Source organism: Marinibactrum halimedae (genome assembly GCF_021234875.1).
Taxonomy (GTDB): Bacteria; Pseudomonadota; Gammaproteobacteria; order Pseudomonadales; family Cellvibrionaceae; genus Marinibactrum; species Marinibactrum halimedae.
Genome location: NZ_JAJQVM010000014.1, coordinates 55,464 through 78,127 on the forward strand (window position 1 = coordinate 55,464; position 22,664 = coordinate 78,127).

The 22,664-nt window shown below is 45.8% G+C and carries 20 protein-coding genes; 11 read left to right on the plus strand and 9 right to left on the minus strand.

Translation table 11 applies throughout. The annotated features are described in order from the left end of the window. Positions 1 to 72: 72 nt before the first annotated feature. The 3 genes from secB to LU351_RS09855 form a co-directional block, all read right to left on the minus strand. A complete protein-coding gene (gene secB, locus LU351_RS09845) occupies positions 73 to 573 on the minus strand; it encodes a protein-export chaperone SecB (protein ID WP_232593902.1) in 501 nt (166 codons plus the stop codon). Positions 574 to 808: 235 nt separating this feature from the next. Next, positions 809 to 1,063 (minus strand): glutaredoxin 3, encoded by a 255-nt coding sequence (gene grxC, locus LU351_RS09850; protein WP_232593903.1) that lies wholly within the window; start codon positions 1,061 to 1,063, stop codon positions 809 to 811. A gap of 114 nt (positions 1,064 to 1,177) precedes the next feature. Then, positions 1,178 to 1,588 carry a rhodanese-like domain-containing protein gene (locus LU351_RS09855; RefSeq protein ID WP_232593904.1) on the minus strand — a complete coding sequence of 137 codons (411 nt, stop codon included), beginning with the start codon at positions 1,586 to 1,588 and terminating at the stop codon, positions 1,178 to 1,180. Between the two features lie 258 nt (positions 1,589 to 1,846). On the opposite strand from LU351_RS09855, the gene LU351_RS09860 reads away from it, so the two are divergent. The 4 genes from LU351_RS09860 (at position 1,847) to LU351_RS09875 (ending at position 6,084) form a co-directional block, all read left to right on the plus strand. After that, positions 1,847 to 3,001: a murein hydrolase activator EnvC family protein gene (locus LU351_RS09860; RefSeq protein ID WP_232593905.1), complete on the plus strand. Its 1,155-nt coding sequence runs from the start codon at positions 1,847 to 1,849 to the stop codon at positions 2,999 to 3,001. Positions 3,002 to 3,293: 292 nt separating this feature from the next. Further along, positions 3,294 to 4,634 (plus strand): S41 family peptidase, encoded by a 1,341-nt coding sequence (locus LU351_RS09865; RefSeq protein WP_416053949.1) that lies wholly within the window; start codon positions 3,294 to 3,296, stop codon positions 4,632 to 4,634. A 34-nt stretch (positions 4,635 to 4,668) separates the two neighbouring features. After that, positions 4,669 to 5,556: a divergent polysaccharide deacetylase family protein gene (locus LU351_RS09870; RefSeq protein ID WP_232593906.1), complete on the plus strand. Its 888-nt coding sequence runs from the start codon at positions 4,669 to 4,671 to the stop codon at positions 5,554 to 5,556. Between the two features lie 303 nt (positions 5,557 to 5,859). Next, a complete protein-coding gene (locus LU351_RS09875; protein ID WP_232593907.1) occupies positions 5,860 to 6,084 on the plus strand; it encodes a DUF6316 family protein in 225 nt (74 codons plus the stop codon). 145 nt (positions 6,085 to 6,229) lie between these two features. Here LU351_RS09875 and hisF read toward each other — a convergent pair whose 3' ends face one another. The 4 genes from hisF to hisB form a co-directional block, all read right to left on the minus strand. Further along, positions 6,230 to 7,000 carry an imidazole glycerol phosphate synthase subunit HisF gene (hisF, locus tag LU351_RS09880; protein WP_232593908.1) on the minus strand — a complete coding sequence of 257 codons (771 nt, stop codon included), beginning with the start codon at positions 6,998 to 7,000 and terminating at the stop codon, positions 6,230 to 6,232. Between the two features lie 186 nt (positions 7,001 to 7,186). Then, a complete protein-coding gene (locus LU351_RS09885; protein WP_232593909.1) occupies positions 7,187 to 8,101 on the minus strand; it encodes a sensor domain-containing diguanylate cyclase in 915 nt (304 codons plus the stop codon). Positions 8,102 to 8,280: 179 nt separating this feature from the next. Continuing rightward, the gene (gene hisH / locus LU351_RS09890; RefSeq protein ID WP_232593910.1) at positions 8,281 to 8,931 is read right to left on the minus strand and encodes an imidazole glycerol phosphate synthase subunit HisH; all 651 of its coding nucleotides are present in this window, start codon (positions 8,929 to 8,931) and stop codon (positions 8,281 to 8,283) included. Positions 8,932 to 9,094: 163 nt separating this feature from the next. Further along, positions 9,095 to 9,688 carry an imidazoleglycerol-phosphate dehydratase HisB gene (hisB, locus tag LU351_RS09895; RefSeq protein WP_232593911.1) on the minus strand — a complete coding sequence of 198 codons (594 nt, stop codon included), beginning with the start codon at positions 9,686 to 9,688 and terminating at the stop codon, positions 9,095 to 9,097. A gap of 422 nt (positions 9,689 to 10,110) precedes the next feature. Here hisB and LU351_RS09900 point away from each other — a divergent pair, with 422 nt between their 5' ends. The 6 genes from LU351_RS09900 (at position 10,111) to LU351_RS09925 (ending at position 17,952) form a co-directional block, all read left to right on the plus strand. Beyond that, positions 10,111 to 10,404: a hypothetical protein gene (locus LU351_RS09900; protein ID WP_232593912.1), complete on the plus strand. Its 294-nt coding sequence runs from the start codon at positions 10,111 to 10,113 to the stop codon at positions 10,402 to 10,404. Between the two features lie 240 nt (positions 10,405 to 10,644). After that, the gene (locus LU351_RS09905) at positions 10,645 to 12,960 is read left to right on the plus strand and encodes a TonB-dependent receptor (protein WP_232593913.1); all 2,316 of its coding nucleotides are present in this window, start codon (positions 10,645 to 10,647) and stop codon (positions 12,958 to 12,960) included. A 424-nt stretch (positions 12,961 to 13,384) separates the two neighbouring features. Then, a complete protein-coding gene (locus LU351_RS09910) occupies positions 13,385 to 14,677 on the plus strand; it encodes a sensor domain-containing diguanylate cyclase (RefSeq protein ID WP_232593914.1) in 1,293 nt (430 codons plus the stop codon). A 128-nt stretch (positions 14,678 to 14,805) separates the two neighbouring features. After that, positions 14,806 to 16,104, plus strand: coding sequence for a glycosyltransferase family 4 protein (locus LU351_RS09915; protein WP_232593915.1), 1,299 nt, complete (start codon positions 14,806 to 14,808; stop codon positions 16,102 to 16,104). After that, positions 16,091 to 16,846, plus strand: a complete 756-nt coding sequence (locus LU351_RS09920; RefSeq protein ID WP_232593916.1) for a class I SAM-dependent methyltransferase — start codon at positions 16,091 to 16,093, stop codon at positions 16,844 to 16,846. The genes LU351_RS09915 and LU351_RS09920 overlap by 14 nt, the downstream gene beginning before the upstream one ends. Next, entirely contained in the window at positions 16,843 to 17,952 is a 1,110-nt protein-coding gene (locus LU351_RS09925; RefSeq protein WP_232593917.1) for a glucosidase family protein, read from the plus strand. Before LU351_RS09920 ends, LU351_RS09925 begins: the two co-directional genes overlap by 4 nt. 33 nt (positions 17,953 to 17,985) lie before the next feature. Here the strand turns inward: LU351_RS09925 and LU351_RS09930 are convergent, their stop codons facing one another. Both LU351_RS09930 and LU351_RS09935 read right to left on the minus strand, forming a co-directional pair. After that, complete coding sequence (locus LU351_RS09930) at positions 17,986 to 18,762, minus strand: siderophore-interacting protein (RefSeq protein WP_232593918.1); 777 nt, start codon at positions 18,760 to 18,762, stop codon at positions 17,986 to 17,988. 191 nt (positions 18,763 to 18,953) lie between these two features. Next, positions 18,954 to 21,236: a hypothetical protein gene (locus LU351_RS09935; protein WP_232593919.1), complete on the minus strand. Its 2,283-nt coding sequence runs from the start codon at positions 21,234 to 21,236 to the stop codon at positions 18,954 to 18,956. Between the two features lie 673 nt (positions 21,237 to 21,909). Between LU351_RS09935 and upp the strand changes: the two genes are divergently transcribed. Further along, complete coding sequence (gene upp / locus LU351_RS09940; RefSeq protein WP_232593920.1) at positions 21,910 to 22,542, plus strand: uracil phosphoribosyltransferase; 633 nt, start codon at positions 21,910 to 21,912, stop codon at positions 22,540 to 22,542. Positions 22,543 to 22,664 lie beyond the last annotated feature (122 nt).

Genomic DNA, 22,664 nt, shown 5'->3' on the forward strand with positions numbered 1-22,664 from the left:
GCGCACCACACACAAAAAAGCCACCGAATTCGGTGGCTTTTTTGGTTCTGCGACTGACTGCTATCCAAAGGATTAGTTAACAGAAGCAGAAGATTCTTCAGATTTTGCTTTCGCTTGTGCCAAGGCTTGAGCGAACAACGCATCGAAGTTGATCGGTGGCAACATTAACGCAGGGAAGCTGCCTTTGGTAACCACATTGTCGATGGCTTCACGCGCATATGGGAAAAGAATTTGTGGGCATGCAGTATTCATCACTTGCGCCAATTGTTGACCTTCCAACCCAGAAATAGAGAACAAACCGGCTTGCTGAACTTCTACCAAGAAAGCGGTTTCTTCCTCAATTTTAACGGTGATTGTCAACGTCAAAATCACTTCATACAGATTGTCTTCAATTTTATTGGTCTTGGTATTCAACTCTTGACCAACCTTTGGTTTCCATTGCTTACGGAAAGCTTCTGCACCCATCGGCGCTTCAAATGAAAAATCACGCAGGTAAATACGCTGCATGGCAAATTGAGGACCGTTGTTTTCTGCACCTTCTTGTGGTTGCGCTGGTTGTTGTTCTTCAGCCATGTTACTGCCTTCTTTTATTTTTTATCGGTTAAAGTCTGATTGGCTGCAAACACATTATGGATTACAGCCATAAAATCGAAATCTGTGTGTACTCACTTTCAGATGGGCCCGATACCAATAAATTCAACCCTAAATGTATCGAGTTCCAAGGATTTTGAGAAAGTTTTCCATCAAGCTTATTCCATTAAGCCTGTCTTCATTAAATCCATATCCATTAAACCCTTATCCACTAAACCTATGAACCAAGCAACTCATCTAGCTTACCCTGATGCTCTAAGGCGTAGAGGTCATCACAGCCGCCAACGTGTGTTGCACCAATCCAGATTTGCGGAACACTCGTGCGACCGGCTTTGTCCGCCATTACAGATCGCAACTCAGGATTTCCATCCACGCGAACTTCTTTGTACTTCACCCCTTTTTTATCCAGCAAATGCTTCGCTCGAACGCAAAAAGGACAAAAGCGTGTGGTGTAGATTTCTACCGGCAGCATACGTATTCCCATATTCAGATTTATGACAGTCTAACGACTCTATCAACATTCCATGCCATACCAACGTGGCAACTCGGTTGAAGCAAGGCTAAATCAGAACCAAATAACCCGTCTTTACGCTTTCACAACCGGCAATTTTTGGCTGATCCACTCCGTCATACCCCCTTCAAGACGACAGACGGAAAGCCCCAATTTATTTAAATCACGGCCGACACTACCTGAATGTTGGCCCATTTTGTCCACCAAAATAATCGTCTTATCTTTGAGCGCTTCAATTTCACTCATACGATCTTTCACTTTCGCAAACGGAATATTCACAGCATCAACAATGTGCCCTTGCTTAAACTCACTGCCTTCACGCAAATCCAGCATTACCGCTTCGTTTGCATTGATCATACGAGTCGCCTCATGAAATGAAACAGAACGACCACTTCGACGTCGCTCATTCCACAAATAGACGTATACCAAACCAACAAGCACACTGACTAATAGCCATTGTTGCATTAAAAATTCGATTATTTTCACACCAGCTCCATTTTCGACATACCGATAACGCATCGGCAAGGACAATTAAAACTGCGCGGGAGTATACACTATGGCTCTGATCATGAGGGAAATTGGCTTGCCAGACTCGACAATACCTCCATTTACCCGCAGCATTTGCTAGAGTGCCCGAGGATTACGAATCCAACAGGCACCGTACTCGATAGGGCGAATCACTCAAACGCAGTGATTGACCCAAACGTATTAAATTGATTGATCGTTACAGTAAGGAAACGTTTCATGAAGCGTATTTTTGCATTCGGTTCGCTTTTCCTGGCCGCGACGGTATTAACACCGTTGTCCCCAGTACACGCACAAACCGATGAACAGGCATATCAAGAAAAACTGCAAAAAGTGCAGCAATCGATCGCCGACCTTCAAGCTCAACTTAAGCAGGCAAGACATTCCAAGTCGGACCTTGAGAAAGATCTGGCCACAACCGAAATGGAAATCGGAAAACTCACCACGGAAGTCAAGCGCATTGAAACGGAGCTGGCCGAAGAAAAAAAGCGACTAGCGCTGCTCCATGAGCAGCGCGCCTCACTCAATATCGCTCGTAAAACCCAACAGCATCACCTCAGCCAACAAGCCCGTGCGGCTTATCAACTGGGAGGGCAGAGTCAGGTTAAATTATTGCTGAATCAAGATGACCCAACCCGCGCCTCTCGCATGATGAAGTATTATCAATACTTCATCGAAGCACGCTCGAACAAAATCGACGGCTATATTGAGACAGTAAAAGAACTTAATCAGCTCGAACCCCGTATCCAACAGCAAGCAGATACCTTTACGGCAAAGAAAAAAGCGCTTGAAACTCAGCAACGACAACTGCGGAAAAAATCCAGCCAACGGAAACAAACACTTGCCCGACTCAACGCTAACATCAGCAGTAAAGACGCTGAACTACAGAAACTTGAACGCGACAAGGCCGAACTGCATCGCTTACTTGAACAAGTAGCCGAGTTATTAGAGAACATTCCGGTGCCCGGCGATCACCTTCCCTTCGCCCAATTGACTAACCAATTACATTGGCCTGCTCGAGGAAAAATACGTCACAAATACGGGAGTAATCGAGCCATTGGCAAACTTAAATGGGATGGTGTGACCATTTCCGCCCCCATTGGTACGGACGTCAAAGCCATTCATGGTGGACGAGTCGTTTTTGCTGATTGGCTACGAGGGCAAGGCTTGCTCATGATTGTGGATCACGGTGGTGGCTATATGAGCCTTTATGGTCACAACCAAACACTACTCAAAGAACCTGGCGACTGGGTTTCGGCAGATGAAGTGATTGCGCAAGTCGGTAACAGCGGTGGGCAAGCGCGCTCCGGCCTGTATTTTGAAATACGCCACAAAGGCAAACCTCAAAACCCCAATAAGTGGTGCAAAAGCTAGGTAGATCACGGTTTCTTGCTTTAAAACTGACAAAACCAACCCCAGTATTTTCGAAGTACTTCCGGGTTTTCGGTATTTATTATGAAAAAACAGTTTGAAAAAAAGGCGAAGTAATCACCTACTGGCTGAATTAATCCCTAAAATCGGGGTCTAGGATTTCCCTTTTGTGAAGGCAAGACCATAAGAATCCACCCGAATTGGTAGCCAATATCCACAGAAAAGCACATACTCAAAATTAGTAAACAAAAAGTTAGACGCAAAAAGAATTTCGTTAAGGTTGCAGGAGAACCCTATGATTAAACGTTTAATGCCTATGCTGGCGTTGCTAACGGCAACAAACGTCTGGTCTGACGATCTGGACAAAACCACGGAAGGCCAACTGCCACTTAACGATCTTCGTACTTTTACGAAAGTCTACAGCCATATTCGCTCGGCTTATGTCGAAGAAATCACCGACCAAGAACTGCTGGAATATGCCATTAAAGGCATGTTGAGCGAGCTAGACCCTCACTCAACCTACCTTGATGCAAATTCATTTGATGATTTACAGGTCAATACTACTGGCGAATTCGGCGGTCTTGGAATCGAAGTAGGCATGGAGAACGGATTTGTTAAAGTCATATCTCCCATTGATGACACTCCTGCTTCCCGCGCCGGTATTGAAGCCGGTGACTTAATTATTCGTTTAGACGAAAAACCGGTGAAAGGCATGAGTCTTAACGAAGCAGTGGATAACATGAGAGGCCCGATCGGCAGTGACATTGTGGTCACCTTAGTGCGCGAAGGAATAGACCAGCCTTTCGACATTACTCTGACTCGCGATACCATCAAAGTTCGCAGCGTTCGCTCACGTATCATAGAGCCGGGATATGGCTATCTCCGCATTGCTCAATTCCAATTAAAAACTGGGGAAGACGTTGCCGCTGAAATCAAAAGGCTGCAAAGCAAAGGGCCAGAGCTTAAAGGCCTTGTGCTGGATTTACGCAACAACCCAGGCGGAATTCTGCAAGCGTCTGTGGAAGTAGCAGACCTTTTCCTTGATGAAGGCTTAGTGGTTTACACCGAAGGCCGAATCGATAATGCTGACTTAAGCTACAGCGCCACACCAGGCGACATGACCAACGGTCTACCTGTAGTAGTACTGATTAACGATGGCTCTGCTTCCGCCTCCGAAATTGTGGCAGGCGCCCTACAAGATCACAGTCGCGCCATCATCATGGGGACGGACAGCTTCGGAAAAGGCTCTGTGCAAACCGTTATTCCCATCAGCGAAGATCGCGCGATTAAACTGACCACCGCACTGTATTTCACACCGAAAGGGCGATCGATACAGGCACAAGGTATTTCTCCTGATATCAATATTGAACGCGCTGAAGTCACCGCAATTTCCTCCAAAATTCGAGTTACAGAAGCCGATCTTGAAGGTCACCTAGGCAATGCGAACGGCGGTGAAGAAAGCGGTTCTAAAGACCGAGAAGAGAAAAATGCGGATCGCAAAAGCTTAATCAGTACAGACAACCAACTCTTTGAAGCTGTATCGCTACTGAAAGGACTGCATATTTTCTCAAAAGGCAGCAGCCCCTCACCGGCATCCAGTACCACGTTAGCCGCCAGCGAGTCAGATAACTCATAACCCGTTCACCGCTTTTTTAAAGGTGAACCAACGAGTGAACCGATTAATAAATCGCCTGCGTCTTTTATTTGGTGCAACCTTGCTCATACTAATTTGCCCCCCTACGGTGGGCGGTAAATTAGTAGTCTCTGCACAATCTGAAACTCCCAAACTGGCCATCATCATTGATGATATCGGCTATCATCATCGTAGGGGAATGTGGGCCGCCACCACCACAGCCCCACTAACTCTGGCCGTCCTACCTTTTAGCCCACACGCCAAATCCATTGTAAGCAAAGCTCTTAATCACAATAAAGAAATTATGATTCATAGCCCCATGACCAGCATTGATGGGCGACGCTTAGATGAAGGGGCATTAGAAATTGACATGCCCGAAGAGGCATTTAAACAAACCCTGAATGCATCATTACAAGCCATTCCTGAAGCGGTTGGACTCAATAACCATATGGGCAGCGCATTGACTCAGGAATTGGAATCCATGTCTTGGCTAATGCAAGTACTCAAAAAAAATAACATGTACTTTATCGATAGCCGTACTACGGCCCAAAGTATTGCTTATGATGTTGCACAAAGTGAAAAGATACACTCCCTCAAACGGGATGTGTTTCTGGATAACATCCGCACCCACGCAGCCATCACACAGCAATTGGAAAAAGCGCTCTTGATTGCTCAAGAAAAAGGTTTTGCCGTCGCCATTGGCCACCCCTATCAAGAAACACTCACGGTAATTGACACTTATATCAACAAATCTGAAAACACATCCGTCGAATGGGTAACCGTTTCAGATTTACTGAAACACTCTGAAACAATAAATGAGACCTACAACCAAGAAAACACCCACTCAGCCAACTACCCTGAGCTTTTAGACAATGGTCTAATATCGACCAAAAAGGAACCTGCCCACTCTCAAAGAAGACTATAATATAACCACCTTTCATGCAGATAGATCGACTGAATATCCGAACAATATCGATATACCCGTTGGACTGGAACATATTTGTTACATTTCAAGCGTATACAAAATAGGTGCTTTTGAGAGCAGTCACACAATCCCGTGTGGTTAACAACTATACTACGTAAAACAAGACGTCGAATAGGCACGGATTCATCGCTCTGATAGTCAAAAGCAAGAAATTGGTGAGAGTAAGTTCGCGGTGCTTTCGCAAAGGGAAATGCTGTTGGATGGACACAGCAGCAATGCAAACATTAAGACGAGGTCATAGGTATGCAATACAATCGAAATGGTGAGCTGGGCCATGTACCAAGCAGAAGCGATCGTATTTTTCAGCAGCAAAATTACTTCTACTATCACACAAGGGAAGGCATTGATATCGGGCCATTTGACTCGGAAGAAGATGCCAAGAAAGGGATATGTGAATTCATTGAATTCATGCAAGCGTCTCCCGATATGTCAGCGACATTAAGTCATTACTCTGGAAAAGTCGCTTAACGTTTTTAAAGTCGCCTAGCGTGTTTTTATCGGTTACTTTCTTAATGCCCCCTCAAAAATAGGGGACATTAAGCAAAGAGCACGTTTAGTATAGAAGACGCTCAAACATAAACACACGTAAACAGAGAGAAGCGTCAACGCTTTCTTAGCGGACTTCAATACCTTGCTCCGCCATATGAGCCTTAGCTTGGGAGATGGTGTATTCGCCAAAGTGAAAAATACTGGCCGCCAACACCGCATCCGCTTTCCCTTTTTTCACTCCATCCACTAAATGATCTAAATTTCCCACGCCACCCGACGCAATCACAGGCACTTCTACCGCATCACTAATGGCTCGCGTTACCCCTAAATCAAAACCATCCTTCGTACCATCTCGATCCATACTGGTCAGTAAAATCTCTCCCGCTCCATACTCAACCATTTTTTTTGCCCACTCCAGCGCATCAATACCCGTGGGTTTTCTGCCTCCATGGGTGAAGATTTCCCAGCGATCCGGCTCGTCTTGAGCAGACACCTTCTTTGCATCAATCGCCACCACAATACATTGTGCTCCAAATTTCTCCGAAGCCTCCCTGACAAACTCTGGGTTGTACACTGCCGCCGAGTTAATGCTCACCTTATCGGCACCGGCATTCAACATACTCCGAATATCATCTAATGTTCGAATTCCCCCGCCCACCGTTAAAGGAATAAAAACTTCACTGGCAATTTTTTCCACTGTTGCCACTGTGGTGCCTCGGTCTTGATGTGTCGCGGTAATATCCAGAAACGTAATTTCATCTGCGCCGGCTTCGTTATAACGCTTAGCGACTTCTACCGGATCGCCAGCATCACGAATATCCACAAATTGTACGCCTTTGACGACGCGACCGTTATCCACATCCAAACAAGGAATGATACGTTTTGCTAATGCCATGGTTGCTTACTTCCGAATTGAGGAAAAGAACTAAAAAACTTCTTCAAAAGAGAGCTTTATTCATCGTGACTAAAAAATAAAAAAGGTAACAAAAAAGAATTGTAACGGGTTGATCTGAAAAGAGGAAAGGCAGTGACAAACTCACACAAAGAAAGTGCTACAAAGATAAATACAGACAAATTCACCTCAATTCAGGTTCGGCTTTTTATCACGATACATGCGCTCATCTGCAATGGCTTTTAATGTTGCTAGATCACGACCATCAGTAGGCCAAACAGCCATCCCAACACTGACAGAAACTCTCAGTTTCAGTGTAGAAGTAATGGTAATCGGCTCATACAACATCGACTTAATACGCTCTTGTAGGGCTATTCCGGCCTCTTCAGACAACTGCTCTGAAACCACCACTAGGAACTCATCTCCACCGATTCGGCTGATGAATTCACCACGCCTAAGCGTTGATCTCAATCTGCGGCCAAACTCAACCAAGACCTGATCACCCGCATTGTGACCATACTCATCATTGATACTTTTAAACTGATTAAAATCAATATACAAAAGGCTAAAACCTTCACCTTGCCGTTCGCACCGGGCCTGCAATTTATTGAGCTGATAATCAATAAATCGCAAATTAGGCATTTGAGTAAGCGGATCTAAGTGCGCCAACTGGCGTAACTTACGCTCCATATTCTTAAAAGTGGTCACATCATGAAACGTTAATAAGACCGCATGTACCTCGCCACTTTCATCGAACAAAGGATAATAACCCACATCCATATGCATCGACTCGTCCAAGCCAGGAAAATCAAAATTGCTAGAATGATGAACGTCAGTACCGGTGAAGCACTCGTTTAGATAGGGATGAAAAAGGCGTTCGAACTCTTCCTCTTCCATAATGTCTCGAATATTTCTTCCTATGATTAATTCTTCTGTGCTTTGATAAGCCCGAGCAAAGTTGGCATTGACTGCAACAAAACAGCCTTCGCGGTCAATAACGGCAAAAAAGTCTTCTATACGACCTAAAAATCGCATGCACGAGTGAATTACCCCGAGCGGAGCATCCTGCAATGCTGAAACAACGTGCTGTGCTTCTTGCTCCATGGGCTCTCCAAGTTGATATTTGTTTCTTTTATAAAACAAAGCGCAATAAGCGAAAAGTGACAATAGATTCTAAAAAATGCCTTTATTTATAAACAACCTGCACAAACATGCCACTTCTTTTGCTAGGTCATCCTCCTATCAAGAAAAAACGCTGTTTTTGAGTAAGAAAACTTGTTCAATTAAGCGTTGCCAGTCCAAACCGAGAAGTTACGTAATAACTGTATACCAGCATCGTGACTTTTTTCTGGATGAAACTGCACTGCAAACAAATTTTTGTCACCCAAAGCCGCAACGAAACGTTCGGAGTACTCACATACTCCTGCAATCTGCTCAGAATTAGCCGCTTCTACATAATAACTGTGTACAAAATAAAAGCGTGCTCCGTCCTCTATGCCATTCCATAATGGGTGCTGGGTCTGATGCACTTCATTCCACCCCATATGCGGCACTTTTAAATGGTTGTCCTGTTCATCGCGCAAGCCTTTCCCGAAGAACTTCACCTTGCCCGGCAACAGCCCCATACACTCGATGCCATTATTCTCTTCACTGTGCTCTAACAAGACTTGCATACCAACACAAATCCCCAATACGGGCTTGCCTAACTCAATTTGTCGTGACATAAGTTGGTCGAACTGGTGTGCTCGAATCGCCGCCATGCAATCACGAACAGCTCCCACTCCGGGAAACACAATTCGATCAGCTCTTTCAATGTCGTGAGCCGAATCGGTAATGACAACGTTGACGTCAGGTGCTGCATGCTCTAATGCACTGGCAACAGAATGCAAATTGCCCATACCATAGTCAACAACAGCAATGGTTTGTTGAGTCATGAAAATTCCAAAATCATCAGATAAAAAATCGCAAGGCCTACGGAAAAGCGACTTCGCAACTCGGAAGCAACCTTAAGAAGCGCCATTAACGTAACAAACTACACTAAGAAACTGATTTCACACAGGCCACATAAAGGTATTGAAGCGTCATCAACCTGTGAATTTACAGTGTTCCTTTTGTTGAAGGCATTTTATTGGCCATACGCGGATCTGCTTCTAATGCCATTCGTAAGGCACGCCCGAAGGCTTTAAAAACCGTTTCAATTTGGTGATGTGCGTTGTGACCACGTAAACAGTCAATATGCAGCGTTACTTTGGCATGATTGATAAAGCCATGGAAAAACTCAGAGAATAATTCAGTATCAAATTTTCCGATTCGCTTTTGGGTAAAAGGCACATTCATCACCAAACCAGGGCGCCCCGAAAAATCAATGACAACACGAGATAGCGCCTCATCCAAAGGCACATAAGCGTGGCCATACCGACGAATACCTCTTTTATCACCCACCGCTTCAGCCATCGCCTGGCCAATTGTGATGCCGATATCTTCCACCGTGTGATGATCATCGATGTGTATATCACCTTTACAAAATACGTCTAAATCAATCAGCCCATGACGAGCAATCTGATCCATCATATGTTCTAAAAATGGCACACCTGTATCAAATTTACTCTCACCAGTGCCGTCCAAATTGAGTGACACTTTAATCTGGGTTTCTAATGTATCACGGCTGACTTGAGCGCAACGCGGCTCCATAGACTATCTCCAAAACAGACGGTTTCCAAAATAGATATCTCCGCCAGAAACCACAGCAATAACCCACACTGTGTGCAGGTATCTGAGTTATTGTGGGCCATTAAGCACAGAAGCAGAGATTATTACACAAAAGCGAAATTATAAGGCTTGCCGTAACTGGCCGCTACTCAAAGCGGTATAGTAATCCGACGCGCTTTTCATTATCCAAACACCTATATGGCAAAAAATAAAGATAGGTTGACCCCATCATGGCCAACTTCTTCTTTACAAAGTGTTATAACATAACGAAAATGGGAAAGATTTAGTTGGGTCACTCGCAAACCCAACCACACGTACGATACAGAATCTCATAGAACATAGAATTTAATAAAACATAGAGCCTCATAGAACAAAGTCTCACAGACTATGGCATTGCACAGACCATGAAATCGCACAGAGTGTACAACACACAATTTGTACCCTTTCTGAAAGCGCTGTTGCTTGTGCTGGCGTTCGTGTGTGTACAAGTGGCCGATGCTCACCACAAGCCCGAACACATTGCCGAGACTGACGAACTTCTCTGCACTGATGTACATGGCCTCAGCGCCGGTACGATCACTGCATATCGCTGGGCTGGGTCACACATCACCCACCCCATTCAAAATACACCTTTTCCTTCTTTAAGCGAGACCTCTAGCCAATATCGGCCTCAATGTGGTCGCGCACCACCTTACTAATACGGTATTCGCTGTCTGTTCAGGCACCGACAAAGCCAACTGTACATTGAACCCCTTCAATGTTTTTGAGCCGTCAATCCGCATCCGTCCTGTGTAAGTAAGGTCGGGAGCGCCTTTTCAGATTCGTATACCAAATTCTCTGTGCCTTGCTTGCAGTTATGAGCGGCTCTTCTTTTAAACCCACAGGCGCCTCTTTAAGAATCAAACGGCTTTGTGGACAACACTCACCAGGAATACACAATGAATCACCAAACTCACTTCCGATTGACGCATATTGATAGCGAAGCCACCCGCAGTGAAGCACGGGAGACATCATTATGTTTCCGTGCTACGCCCGCTCGGAAACACCGACTTTCCACATCAATTGCAACGGCTATTTTCGTTGCTGGTGTCGGACTGCATTCCACTGTTTCTGCCCAAAACAAACAAGACCACCCCCATGAATCCAATTTAATGGAAGAGGTGATCGTGAGCGGTGCTCTCAAGAAATCACGGACGAAAACGGCATTACCTATCACCGTATTGGATGGGGAGGCGCTATCAAAAGAAGTGAGAGATTCCTTAGGTGAAACACTGAATGGCCAAGTCGGCATTCATTCCGCTAGCTTCGGCAGCGGGGTCGGCTTACCGGTTATTCGTGGTCAATCCGGCAATCGCGTTCGAGTTCTTCAAAGTGGTATAGACGCACTGGATGCTTCTGCCGTCAGCCCAGACCACAGTAACAGCATCACCGCTTTCAATGCAGAACGGGTAGAAGTCATTCGTGGCCCCGCCACCTTACTTTACGGTAATGGCGCTATTGGCGGCATTGTTAATGTAATTGATGGCCGCATCAAAGAAACGCTTCCAGAAGACACTTCCATGTCTTTTACCCAAACTCATGACACCAATAACGACGGTAATACGTCCAACTTCCGGTTTGACACCGCCGTTGGCAACGTCGCTTTTCATTTAGATGGAGCGTATGTCGATACCGGTATCGTAGAAATTCCAGGTTATGCTCAGCTTGAAGACGAACACCACGATGATGATCATGACGATGAAGAGCCAGGTCACGATGAGCATGAAGAAGAGCACGAAGAAAACACCGATGGTTTTATCGGTAACAGCGAGACGACCACCAAAAGCCTAGCGTTTGGTAGCACCTACGTGGGTGAAACCGGTTTTGTGGGCTTCTCGGTAAGTCGTTTAGAAAGAGATTACGGCCTGCCACCCGGAACACATGCTCATGGTGAAGAAGAGCACGAAGGGGAAGAAGGCGACGAAGGTGAAGAGCATGAAGAACATGGCGAGGTGAACGTCAATCTCGACATGGAACAGACCCGTTATGAATTCAAAGCCGGCAAAAACTTTGAGGGGTGGCTGCAATCCGCCACCGCACATCTCGCCTTTAATGACTACGAACACTTCGAAAGAGAAATGGAAATTCATGAAGAAGGCGAAGAACACGGTGATGAAGACCATGACGATGAAGATCACGAAGAAGAGCTTCATGAGCCAACGCGCTTCTCTAACGAAGGCGTCGAATTACGACTTCAGGCAAATCATGCTCCAATGGGCAATCTACAAGGCACCTTTGGCCTTCAATATATTGACAGAGAGTTCAGTGTTATCGGCGAAGAAGCTTTTCTTCCGACTACCGACATCAACACACTCGGTGTTTTTGTGGTTGAAAGCATTGAAGCAGACCAATGGACTTATGAGTTTGGCGCTCGTGTTGAAGATACCTCTTTCTCTAAACGCGGCTGTGATGTCGACAACACAACCTACAGTGCCAGTGGTTCGGCCATTCGCGAACTTAACGAGCAAAGCAATATCTTCTTTGGTTTAAGTCGCTCGGAGCGCTCGCCTACCGAACAAGAACTGTTTTCCAACAGCGGCGGTGAAACCTGTGGCACCTCTGAAGATCTCGTCCTTCACGTTTCAACAAACCGCTTTGAAATTGGCACTGCGGATTTAGACACCGAAGTGTCTTCCAACTTCGAAATCGGCTATCGCAAATTTTTGGGTGAATGGCGCGGTGAAGTTAATGCCTACTACAACAGCATCGATGACTTTATCTACTTGCAAGACACCGATGTGGAAATCGATGAGAGCACCGTCTCGGTGTACCAGCAACAAGACGCCACCTTCTATGGGTACGAAGCCCAGCTGAGCACCCACTTCATCGAAGAGGACGCTTACCACTTAGACTTCACCCTCTTTACCGATGCCGTACGCGCAGAGTTTGATGGTGGAGAAAACGTACCGCGTATTCCTGCCATGCGAGTAGGTACCGAGTTGGCGTTGATTTCTGAAAATTGGTCTGCTCGCTTGAGACTTACCGAAGTGGATGAACAAACAGAGGTTGCCCACGATGAGTCAGAAACGGATGGCTATACCTTGCTCAACTTGTATGCGGATTACCACATCCCTGCCCTGAACGACTCAATGGTGGTTTTTGTACGAGGTAATAACCTGCTAGATGAAGAGATTCGTTATCACACCTCATTAATCAAAGACCTTGCACCAGCCCCCGGAATTGGGTTCGACATAGGGATTCGCATAAATCTTTAACATTGATGCACTATGGTGCAGCACCAACGCACCATTATAAAACTTAAAATGCACCAAAGTGTTACTCGCTGAATGTGCATAAGGGTGACGACTCAATCGATCATCCATTAACCATCTTTTCGTGGAGCAGAAGACCCTCTCTCCATGTTTTGCGGTGCAACGTGTTGCACTGCCAAAACCGCTTAGCCCCGGTGTTTTGCACCGGGGTCTTTTTTTAGACGTGATTTTTGAGCCTAAGATGCGGCCCTTTGCCCCTAATAAGCCGTCTTAATAAATCCATACACCCCATAAATCCCTAACTATACTTTCTCTATCAGCGGCTTATTGCAGCGATATGTCGTCTATTTCAACAAATTCCTCCAAAAAACATCTAAACACCAGCTCGATACGCTTTGGATCTAAACGTCGGAGTCTCTGATTTGTTATGGTCAACAAGCATCTACCTCCATTTCTTAAGCCTCGCTCTCAAGAAAAGACGTTTGACCATCCGGAACGACGCTCTAAACCTAGATCCAACTCCCCCTCCTCTAGCGAGTCACAAGAGGGAAAACTCACCATTGGGGAGAGTTTCTCAAGAAGGATGTTTCCCTCACGGGTATTGATTTACGCGCTGTGTACGATTGCTTTCACGGGAATGTATATCGGCGGCGATATACATTGGCTGCAATGGGCAACGACCTGCCTCATTGGCCTTGGCTGGCCCCATATCGTCTATTTTTACTACACCCGCACTCAACAAAATGGCTATCATGCCGAACGCAGAGTATTTGGTATGGACGCCTTTTTGTGTGGCCTCTCACTCGCGTGGGTGGAATTTCACATTCTCCCCAGTATCGGCTTAACCAACACCATTGTGACCGCCTTCGTCATGCTATGTGGCCTAAGGGGATTGATTTGGTTCTTGCTGTCTTGCATTGCCGGTATGGGCGTTGGCGTGTTATTGCACGGTTTTCATGTCAATCAGACCCTGAGCCTTTGGGGCCTACTGGCCTCCCTTCCGTTGATTGTTGTCTCGCCCATTGTGCTCGGCTTAAACACATTTCAATTAGGGCTTAAGCTCTCACAGCAAAAGCAAGAATTTCAAAGACTAAGCAGAACCGACCACCTCTCCCAACTGTGGAATCGACGTCATTGGATCACAACACTTGACCACGCCTTAGAGCGCTTCCATCGCTATAACACCAGCGCAACGATTGCGATATTGGATATCGACTTTTTCAAAGACATTAATGATCAATATGGCCACCTTGCCGGAGATAAAGCCATTTCCACCATCGGCCACATTATTAACGGCTCTATCCGTAAAGTAGACACCGCCTGTCGCTACGGCGGCGAAGAATTTGCCTTGTTAATGCCCGATACCAATGAATCTCAAGCACTGACGGTTGCAGAGCGTTTACGCGCCTCTGTTGCCAAACGCACCATGGAAGCACCGGTGATCAATAGTTCAGAGAAAGAACCGAGCAACGGGATTAGCCACTTCTCAATGACCGTCAGTATTGGCGTCTCAGCAGTAAACGGCGACTTCACCTCCGTCAACGATTGGATTAAAGCCGCCGATAGCGCCCTATACCAATCTAAATCTTCCGGTCGAAACCAAGTGACTCTCTGGCAACCTAAACCCTCCTCGAAACAACGCACCAAAAATTATTACCCGCTTTCTCACAACACAGATGATTTAACCCACCCTTCGACCTCAGCTAACCCGCCCTCCTAAGGCCTTTTAAAGACACCGTCTCGACGAAATGTCATTACTGGAGGTCAATAACGCCATTGTGATTCGTCAAACAAGCGCTAAAATGCCGTGTTTTACACGATCACACTGCACATTGACCTACCAATGCCATGACTGCTCAAGAAACCGCAATCCCAAGCCTGCTTAGCCTTATGCCCACGCCACGCCTGCGTATTGCGCTGCTAGGCTATCGCAGTCACCCACATGTGGGAGGGCAAGGTATCTATTTAAAATATCTGAGTAAGGCGCTAGTAGAGGCCGGACACCGTGTGGATGTGATTTCAGGCCCGCCCTATCCTGAACTGGACGAGCGAGTCTCGTTGATCAAACTCCCCAGTCTTGACCTTTATGCGGTCGAAGCTCCTTGGAAAGCCTTAAGACCAAAGCACTTGCTGTCTTACAGCGACACTTTCGAGTGGGCCAGCAAAATGACTGGCGGCTTCGCAGAGCCTTATACGTTTAGCCGTCGAGTGGCCCGCTATTTATCGAAGCACGGCCACAATTATGATCTCGTACACGACAACCAATGCTTAGGCTATGGTCTTTTACGAATCGCAAAACGTGGTCTCCCGGTTATCGCCACGGTCCATCACCCCATTACACGCGATTTAGAATTGGCATTGAACGCCGAATCCGATTGGGGAATGCGCTTGTTAATTAAGCGCTGGTATCTGTTTTTGAAGATGCAAACCCGCGTCGTGAAAAAGCTCCCCCATGTCGTCACCGTCTCAGAGTGCTCAAAAACGGATATCGCCGACGCCTTTGGCCGATCACAAACGGCCATTGATGTGATTCCTAACGGTATCGATACTGAGACCTTTCGCCCATTAGACACTGTGAATCGATGCGGCAACAAAATCGTCACCACAGCCTCATCCGATCAACCTTTAAAAGGCCAACGCTACCTACTTGAAGCTTTTCAGCAATTGCAGGCACAGTACCCCAAGTTAGAACTGCATGTGGTCGGGCAACTCAAAAGTGGTGGCGATACCGAAAAACACCTCAATACGCTGGGCATAAAAGAGCGCGTGACCTTTCATTCACGACTCAGCACCGAGGCACTGGTAACCCTGTTCAATGAAGCGACTATTGCCATCACACCCTCTTTATATGAAGGCTTTGGACTACCGGTTGGAGAAGCAATGGCCTGCGGCACTCCGGTCATCGCCACCACAGGTGGAGCACTACCCGAAGTAGTTGGCGACGCTGGTCTATTAATTCCTCCTGGGAATAGCACTGCCCTGGCAAAAGCCATTGACGAGCTACTGCAAAGCCCATCCCAACAGGCTGAGCTATCGAAAAAAGGCCGTCAACGTATTCTTGAGCACTTTAGCTGGAAAGAGGTCGCCCGCCGTTTTACCGATTACTATCACACCATGCTGCAACTGAAACCGAATGCAAACGATTGATTTTTCCCACCTCGACTGCCAGCCAGGCCACACCGTATTAGACCTCGGCTGCGGTGAAGGCCGACACACCATCGGCGCTTATCTATTGCACGAATCCATTGATGTCATTGGGGTAGACCTCAGCCATAAAGACCTCTGCACCGCTGCCGAAAAATTCGAACCTTTCGATCAACGCCAACGAGAACAACGCTCTGTCTCCTGGTCAGTGGCAGACGGCCTGAAACTCCCTTTTGCCGATAATACCTTCGACCGTGTCGTATGCTCAGAAGTGTTAGAACACATTCCCGACTACCAAGGTATGCTCGCTGAAATTGACCGTGTATTGAAACCCGAGGGCTTACTCGCCATTAGCGTGCCCAGAGCCTGGCCAGAAAAGATTTGTTGGAAATTGAGCGACGCGTATTATCAAGTCCCTGGCGGTCATGTACGCATTTTTAATAGCCAAGCATTGCAAAACGACATCGAATCTTATGGTTTTCTGCGTTACCGAAAACATTGGGCACACGCCCTACATAGCCCATTTTGGTGGTTAAAATGCTGGTTTTGGGACAAACCCGAACACGCTTTGGTTAGGTGGTATCATAAATTATTGGTGTGGGACTTAATGTCGCGCCCTTGGATTACCACCTCCCTAGAGAAATGCTTAAACCCCATTATGGGCAAGAGCGTTGTTTTTTACTTTGCCCGTGAGCCCATCAATACTCAATCTGTTGCCACCGTTGAGGACACAACGACACCATGACCACATTATTACTGGGGAAAGGGCTCTTTCCAAAAGCCCTCATGGGAAAAGCCGTTGCGTATATCCAATCTCAACAACTGTCGGATGGCGCTATCCCCTGGTTTAAAGGCCACTTTGCAGACCCATGGGATCACGTTGAGGCCGCCATGGGATTAACCATTGGCGGTCAATTTGAAGCCGCACAAAACGCCTATCGCTGGCTGGCCCAGCACCAATTGGAAGACGGCACCTGGTGGGCAGAATACCGCTACGATCCACAAACGCAGCAGCATATTCCCAATACTGAACGTCTGCGTGAAACCAACTTTATCGCCTACCTCGCCACTGGTGTATGGCACTATTATCTCGTGACTGGCGACCGCCTTTTTCTCCACGAGCTGTACCCAAATATTAAGAAAGCCATCAATGCGGTCGTGGCTCAACAATCCCCGACTGGGGAAGTGTACTGGGCTATCAATACTCGTGGCGAATCCCAAAAAGACGCCTTAGTAACCGCATGCAGCTCAATTTACAAAAGCCTAGAGTGCGCCATCAACTGCGCGGCCATCCTTGGTGAAGTTCAACCGACATGGCGAGACGCTTATCGGCAATTGGGTCACACACTTCGTCATAAACCCGAACGTTTTGATCGTACCTGGGAGAGCAAAGCCCGATTCTCCATGGACTGGTTTTACCCCGTTTTGACCGGCGCGTTTGAGGGCGCCGCAGCGCGGGCTCGGCTGCAAGAACGTTGGGATACCTTTGTCGAAAACGGACTCGGTTGCCGTTGCGTAAGCGATGAACCTTGGGTGACCATTGCCGAATCGTGCGAATTGACGCTTGCCCTTCTAGCCGCCGGAGAGCATGGACGCGCGGTGCAGGTCTACAGTTGGCTGCACCAATTTATGGATGAAAGTGATGGCGGTTATTGGACCGGTTATGTGTTTCCCGATAAGGCACTGTGGCCAGAAGAAAAAACCACATGGACCTGCGGTGCAATTTTACTGGCTGCCGATGCGTTGACAGAACATACCGGCGCATCCAAGTTATTCTTGGAGAAGAATCTACTGTCGATACCCGAAAGCGATGTCATCCCTGCGTCACACAATCAGGCCAACAAAGATTAAAACATCCTGTTCCTGTTGATTAGTAAGGAGGCTTCACGCCTCCGTATCGGATTTTTTCGCCTGTTTATGTCCTTCATCTGTCGCCCCCATTTTCCAATAACTGCTGATATATAAGCGATCACGAGAGACATTTTTTTCATCTCGAAAGTATCGCCTTAATGTTTTCATGGTTTCAAATTCCATGGCCGACCACACTGATGCCTCACCCGGCAACCATGGCAATGACTTCACCTTATCCGACAAACAGGTATTCGGCATCTCAGGCTGTGCGTTCACCACCCATATCAACTCAATACCACTGGGGGCGTTAATTACCTGCTTATCTGCTTCATCCAATACTTCAATGACCGCATAGCCTTTGGCATTAGGGGGGAGCTTTTCCAAATTCACGCCGATTGCCGGCAATGCGGTCATATCCCCTGCAAGGAAAAACCAATCCGCCGCAGGGTTAATCAATTTGGTAGGGCCTGGCTCACGCACCAAAATCTCATCTCCCACTTTGGCATTCATTGCCCAAGCCGAAGCTGGCCCATGTTCCCCGTGGGCAGCAAAATCCAAAACCAGAGTTTGAGCATCGCCATCATGATAACGAATGGTATAACTGCGCATACGGGGCTTTATACCTGCTTTAATATGCGCTTCTGAATAATCCATTTCCCCTTCAGGGGGAAAAATCAGTTTTACATAGCCACTCTCTTGGTTTGGAGGAAAATCCCCCATCGACTCTCCCCCTAAGGTAATGCGCAGCATATTAGGCGTTAATTGTTGCTTTTGAACAACCGATAACCGTCGAGGAAGAGAGCGACTCATAAAACGTCCTTTAAATTTTTTAGACATTGGAAATGTGGATATTGTAACGCAGATTTAAAAAGCAAGAGGAGGGGAATGGAAGAGAGAAGTGGCTACAAAAAACACAACAACAAGAAATACAACAACAAAAAACACAACCACTGACCTTCGCCAGCAGTTGTATTTATCAACACCATATTGAATAACGGTGATTAAAGAGACTCAGAACCGGTTAACGTAAACTCATGCTCTGCATTGGGATCGGTTGATTGAGACATCGCGGTTCCAGACTCATCAAACGCAGTGAATACATCGATATCAAGCCTGTAAGGCATCTCTGAAGAAAGGAAAGATCTTTCTCCCTCATTCACGCCCTCCAATCCATCAGAATCACCAAACAAATACAAATTACGCCCGCCCCAGAAGGAAATAAAATCCAATTCTGGCTGCTCTTCATGAGTCAAGCTCAAGGAGTTGATGACGCTTTCTCGATTCATATACTCAGAAAATTCAATATTCACAAACGAGAGATTTTCTGGATCTGATAAGACTCTATCTACTTTCGGGGCAACACCGGAAGCCGTTCCTTCAGCACTTGGCAAGAAGGTAATTTCACGAACCTGCGCATTGGAAGCAATAGAAGAGTCTTCATCACTGATGCTCAAATATTCCTCTTCAGGGGCACCCGTTACTAATTTTTCTAAATCTACTTGGCCAATCACGGCACCAATAGGAGCGGTATTTCGAACACCAGAAAAATACAATTGCCCATCAAATGCACTCACTTCATGAATCGTATACCGAGGGGTATTCGCGTCGAAGGTATCGTATTGGAAAACACCAAACTCCGTACCATCAGAAAGGCTTTGCAAACGAATGACGCTCGTATTGCCAAAATTGCCTGCCTGAATGTCTTCAGAGAAAATAAAGTACCCGGAGTCAACCAACGTTTTCTGATAGCTAGACCAGTTATTGAAATAACAAGACTCAGAAAGAGGTTCAGCGTGGTAAGGTAAAACACGATACAACCGCTCACGGCTTTCAGAATTTTCATATGTGTATAAACAGGTATAGACCGAACCATCGCGTTCAATAACGACACGATTATTAACAGGTATACCTCTGAAAGTCAGAGGAAGCTGATTAATCCCGTTTTGAGCATTGGGCTGAAATAGAAACCCATCAGCAACGATCGTATTATGCTCATCCACTTGATACGTTTCTGACCAATAGTTTTCGGGCAGATCTATTCGAGCACCTGTGTCAGACATATACATCGCAAGTATTCTTTCATAATAATTACTCGCTGTGTTTATGTACCGGAAAGCAATATTACCATCCGCCAGTACAACAAAACTATCAATTTGCTGGCTGTCGATATTAACGTCAAACGCATTACTTACCGCCCCCAAATCATCGATTTTTAAGAGTTGTGCATTCGTCGATTCTTCTAGACTAGGGCGACCCAATAAATATCGATTACCTTCGGTATCAAATTGAATTGGCTTTAAACCCGGTCGAATATTTTCATAAGCCGTACGAACATCTTCGTGCCAATAGTAAGGGTCTCCTGCAATGAAATTAGCTACTTCAACTTCCATTTCCATTGATACATAAAAACCAGGAGCTGAAATAGAAAGCTCTGTCGTTTTGGTTTGAGTTTCACCTAAACAAGAATAGTTATTCGTTTCTCTGTCAATTTCAACGATGTTACATAGCAGAGGCGTTCCCAAATTGGTCAATATTGAGCTTTTCACTTCTTCATAACTAACACGGGCCAACTCATCTCCATTGCTATCTTGATAAACAATAAAAACTTCATTATTTTCATCGTAGAGGGAGTACGCACTGGCTCCTTCACCGTAATGCGCTTCAAGCTGTTCTTGAGTGAAGGGAATATCAATGCTGATTGGAGGTGCAATAATGGGTAAATATACATAAAAATCATCACCATCATCATTGCTAAAATTGAGGTCGAGATAAAAATTCTCAAAAAACTGATAGGAATTTTGACCAAGCTTAAAATACACCTTTTGACCATCGGGTGATTCAACAAAATACTGGACATCCAATGGCGTAATATTTTCAATAGGATAAACTCGATTACCCTCAGCATCTAAACCGACGATATTCGCGTCACCACGCATGGTGCTTAAAAACTCTTCATCAAAGATAAGTTTGGATGAATGAACCGGAGAGGTAACGGCAACAGCACTGGCTTTTTGTGCAACGCCTGAACGATCAACCGCTTCACCGTAATTAATCAAACCTTGCACATCCGATAAATCAAAAACCGGCACGGTGGATTTAGACGCCCCCGTACTGGGTGCTGATGGATCTGTATCCACTTGTGTAGGTGGATTCGAATCGACAGGTGTTGTAGGGGCAGAAGGCGCTGCAGGTGTAGAAGAGCTTGAAGAGCCACCACCTCCTCCACCACATGCCGTGATAGTTGCAACGCTTGCGGCTAAGACCAGTAATTTAAAGTGATTCATAGAATTCCCTTATTAAATTTAATGCTTCCGTTAATGTGCTCTCATAGGCGCCACTGTATAAAAAGTGACACCAATATAGGAAGGGATTGAGATTCTAATTTAGACAAATTTGGTATTCAATTAAATCTATTATTAAAGTTATTTTAGGATTCAAACTGTATTAAATTCACTCAAAAACTGACAACTTAATTCTCGATAGAGAATGAACTTTACTCAATCTCACAATCTACCGCTTACCTTTCACCCACTGAACATAAGTCATAATCACGTCATTCGCTTTCAGCTTTTCCAGCGTATTTAAGTGTCGTCCCAGATACTTTTCGGGAAATTTTTTATGAACAAATGAATGGCATCGGCGACACAAATACACACCTCGCTCCCTCATATCCTGTTTATCAAAGTGCTTCTTAAACCACTTGTTCCCATGACAAGTTTTAGGAATTAAATGGTGGAAGGTCAAAAAGTGTTCGCTTTCACATAATTCACATCGTTCGCTCATCTTCTACCTTTTTGTCGTTTTAGCTAACACAGGATTATACTCCGTGGAAAAGAGCGCATCTTCTCGAAGACACATAGTTCCCAACAACACATAGTTCTCGACAATAAACAGTGGGTGCGCAGAATACCGCTAAAATACCACTAACCTATTTGACATTTGATTGAGGAGAGCGTCATGACGAACCATGTCCATGTGGTCGATCACCCTTTGGTTCAGCACAAATTATCCGTACTGCGTAAGAAAGAAACAGGACCTTCACTCTTTCGTGACCTTCTCAATGACATCAGCGCTTTATTGGCCTATGAAATTACACGCGACCTACCAATGACCACAAGAACCATCGAAACTCCTCTTACCACAATGGATGCGCCTTTTCTAGAAAACCCTGAAATGTGCCTAGTCTCCATTTTACGAGCGGGTAATGGCTTGCTGGATGGTATGTTGCAATTATTACCTGATGCCCGCGTCGGCCATATCGGATTGTACCGTGACCCCAAAACCTTTCGATCAGTAGAGTATTACTTCAAGATCCCGCCCAATATGGAGAACTACGATACGATCGTTGTCGATCCTATGCTGGCCACCGGCCACAGCGCCGCGTCTGCCATTGATCGAATTAAATCCACTAAACCGAAATCCATGCGCTTTATGTGTTTGTTGGCTTCACCAGAAGGGATTGAGTACTTGCATGAAGAACACCCGGATGTCCCCATTTATACAGCGAGTATCGATGAAGGGTTGAACGAGAAGAAATACATCGTACCCGGTATTGGCGATGCCGGTGACAGAATGTTTGGTACGCAATAAATCTCATACAGTAGAAATAGAAAAAGAGCCTTTCGGCTCTTTTTCTACTCTAGGATAAGTAAAACGCGGTATAGGTAAAACGCGACTTATACAAAACAATCTATATAAAACAACTTATATAA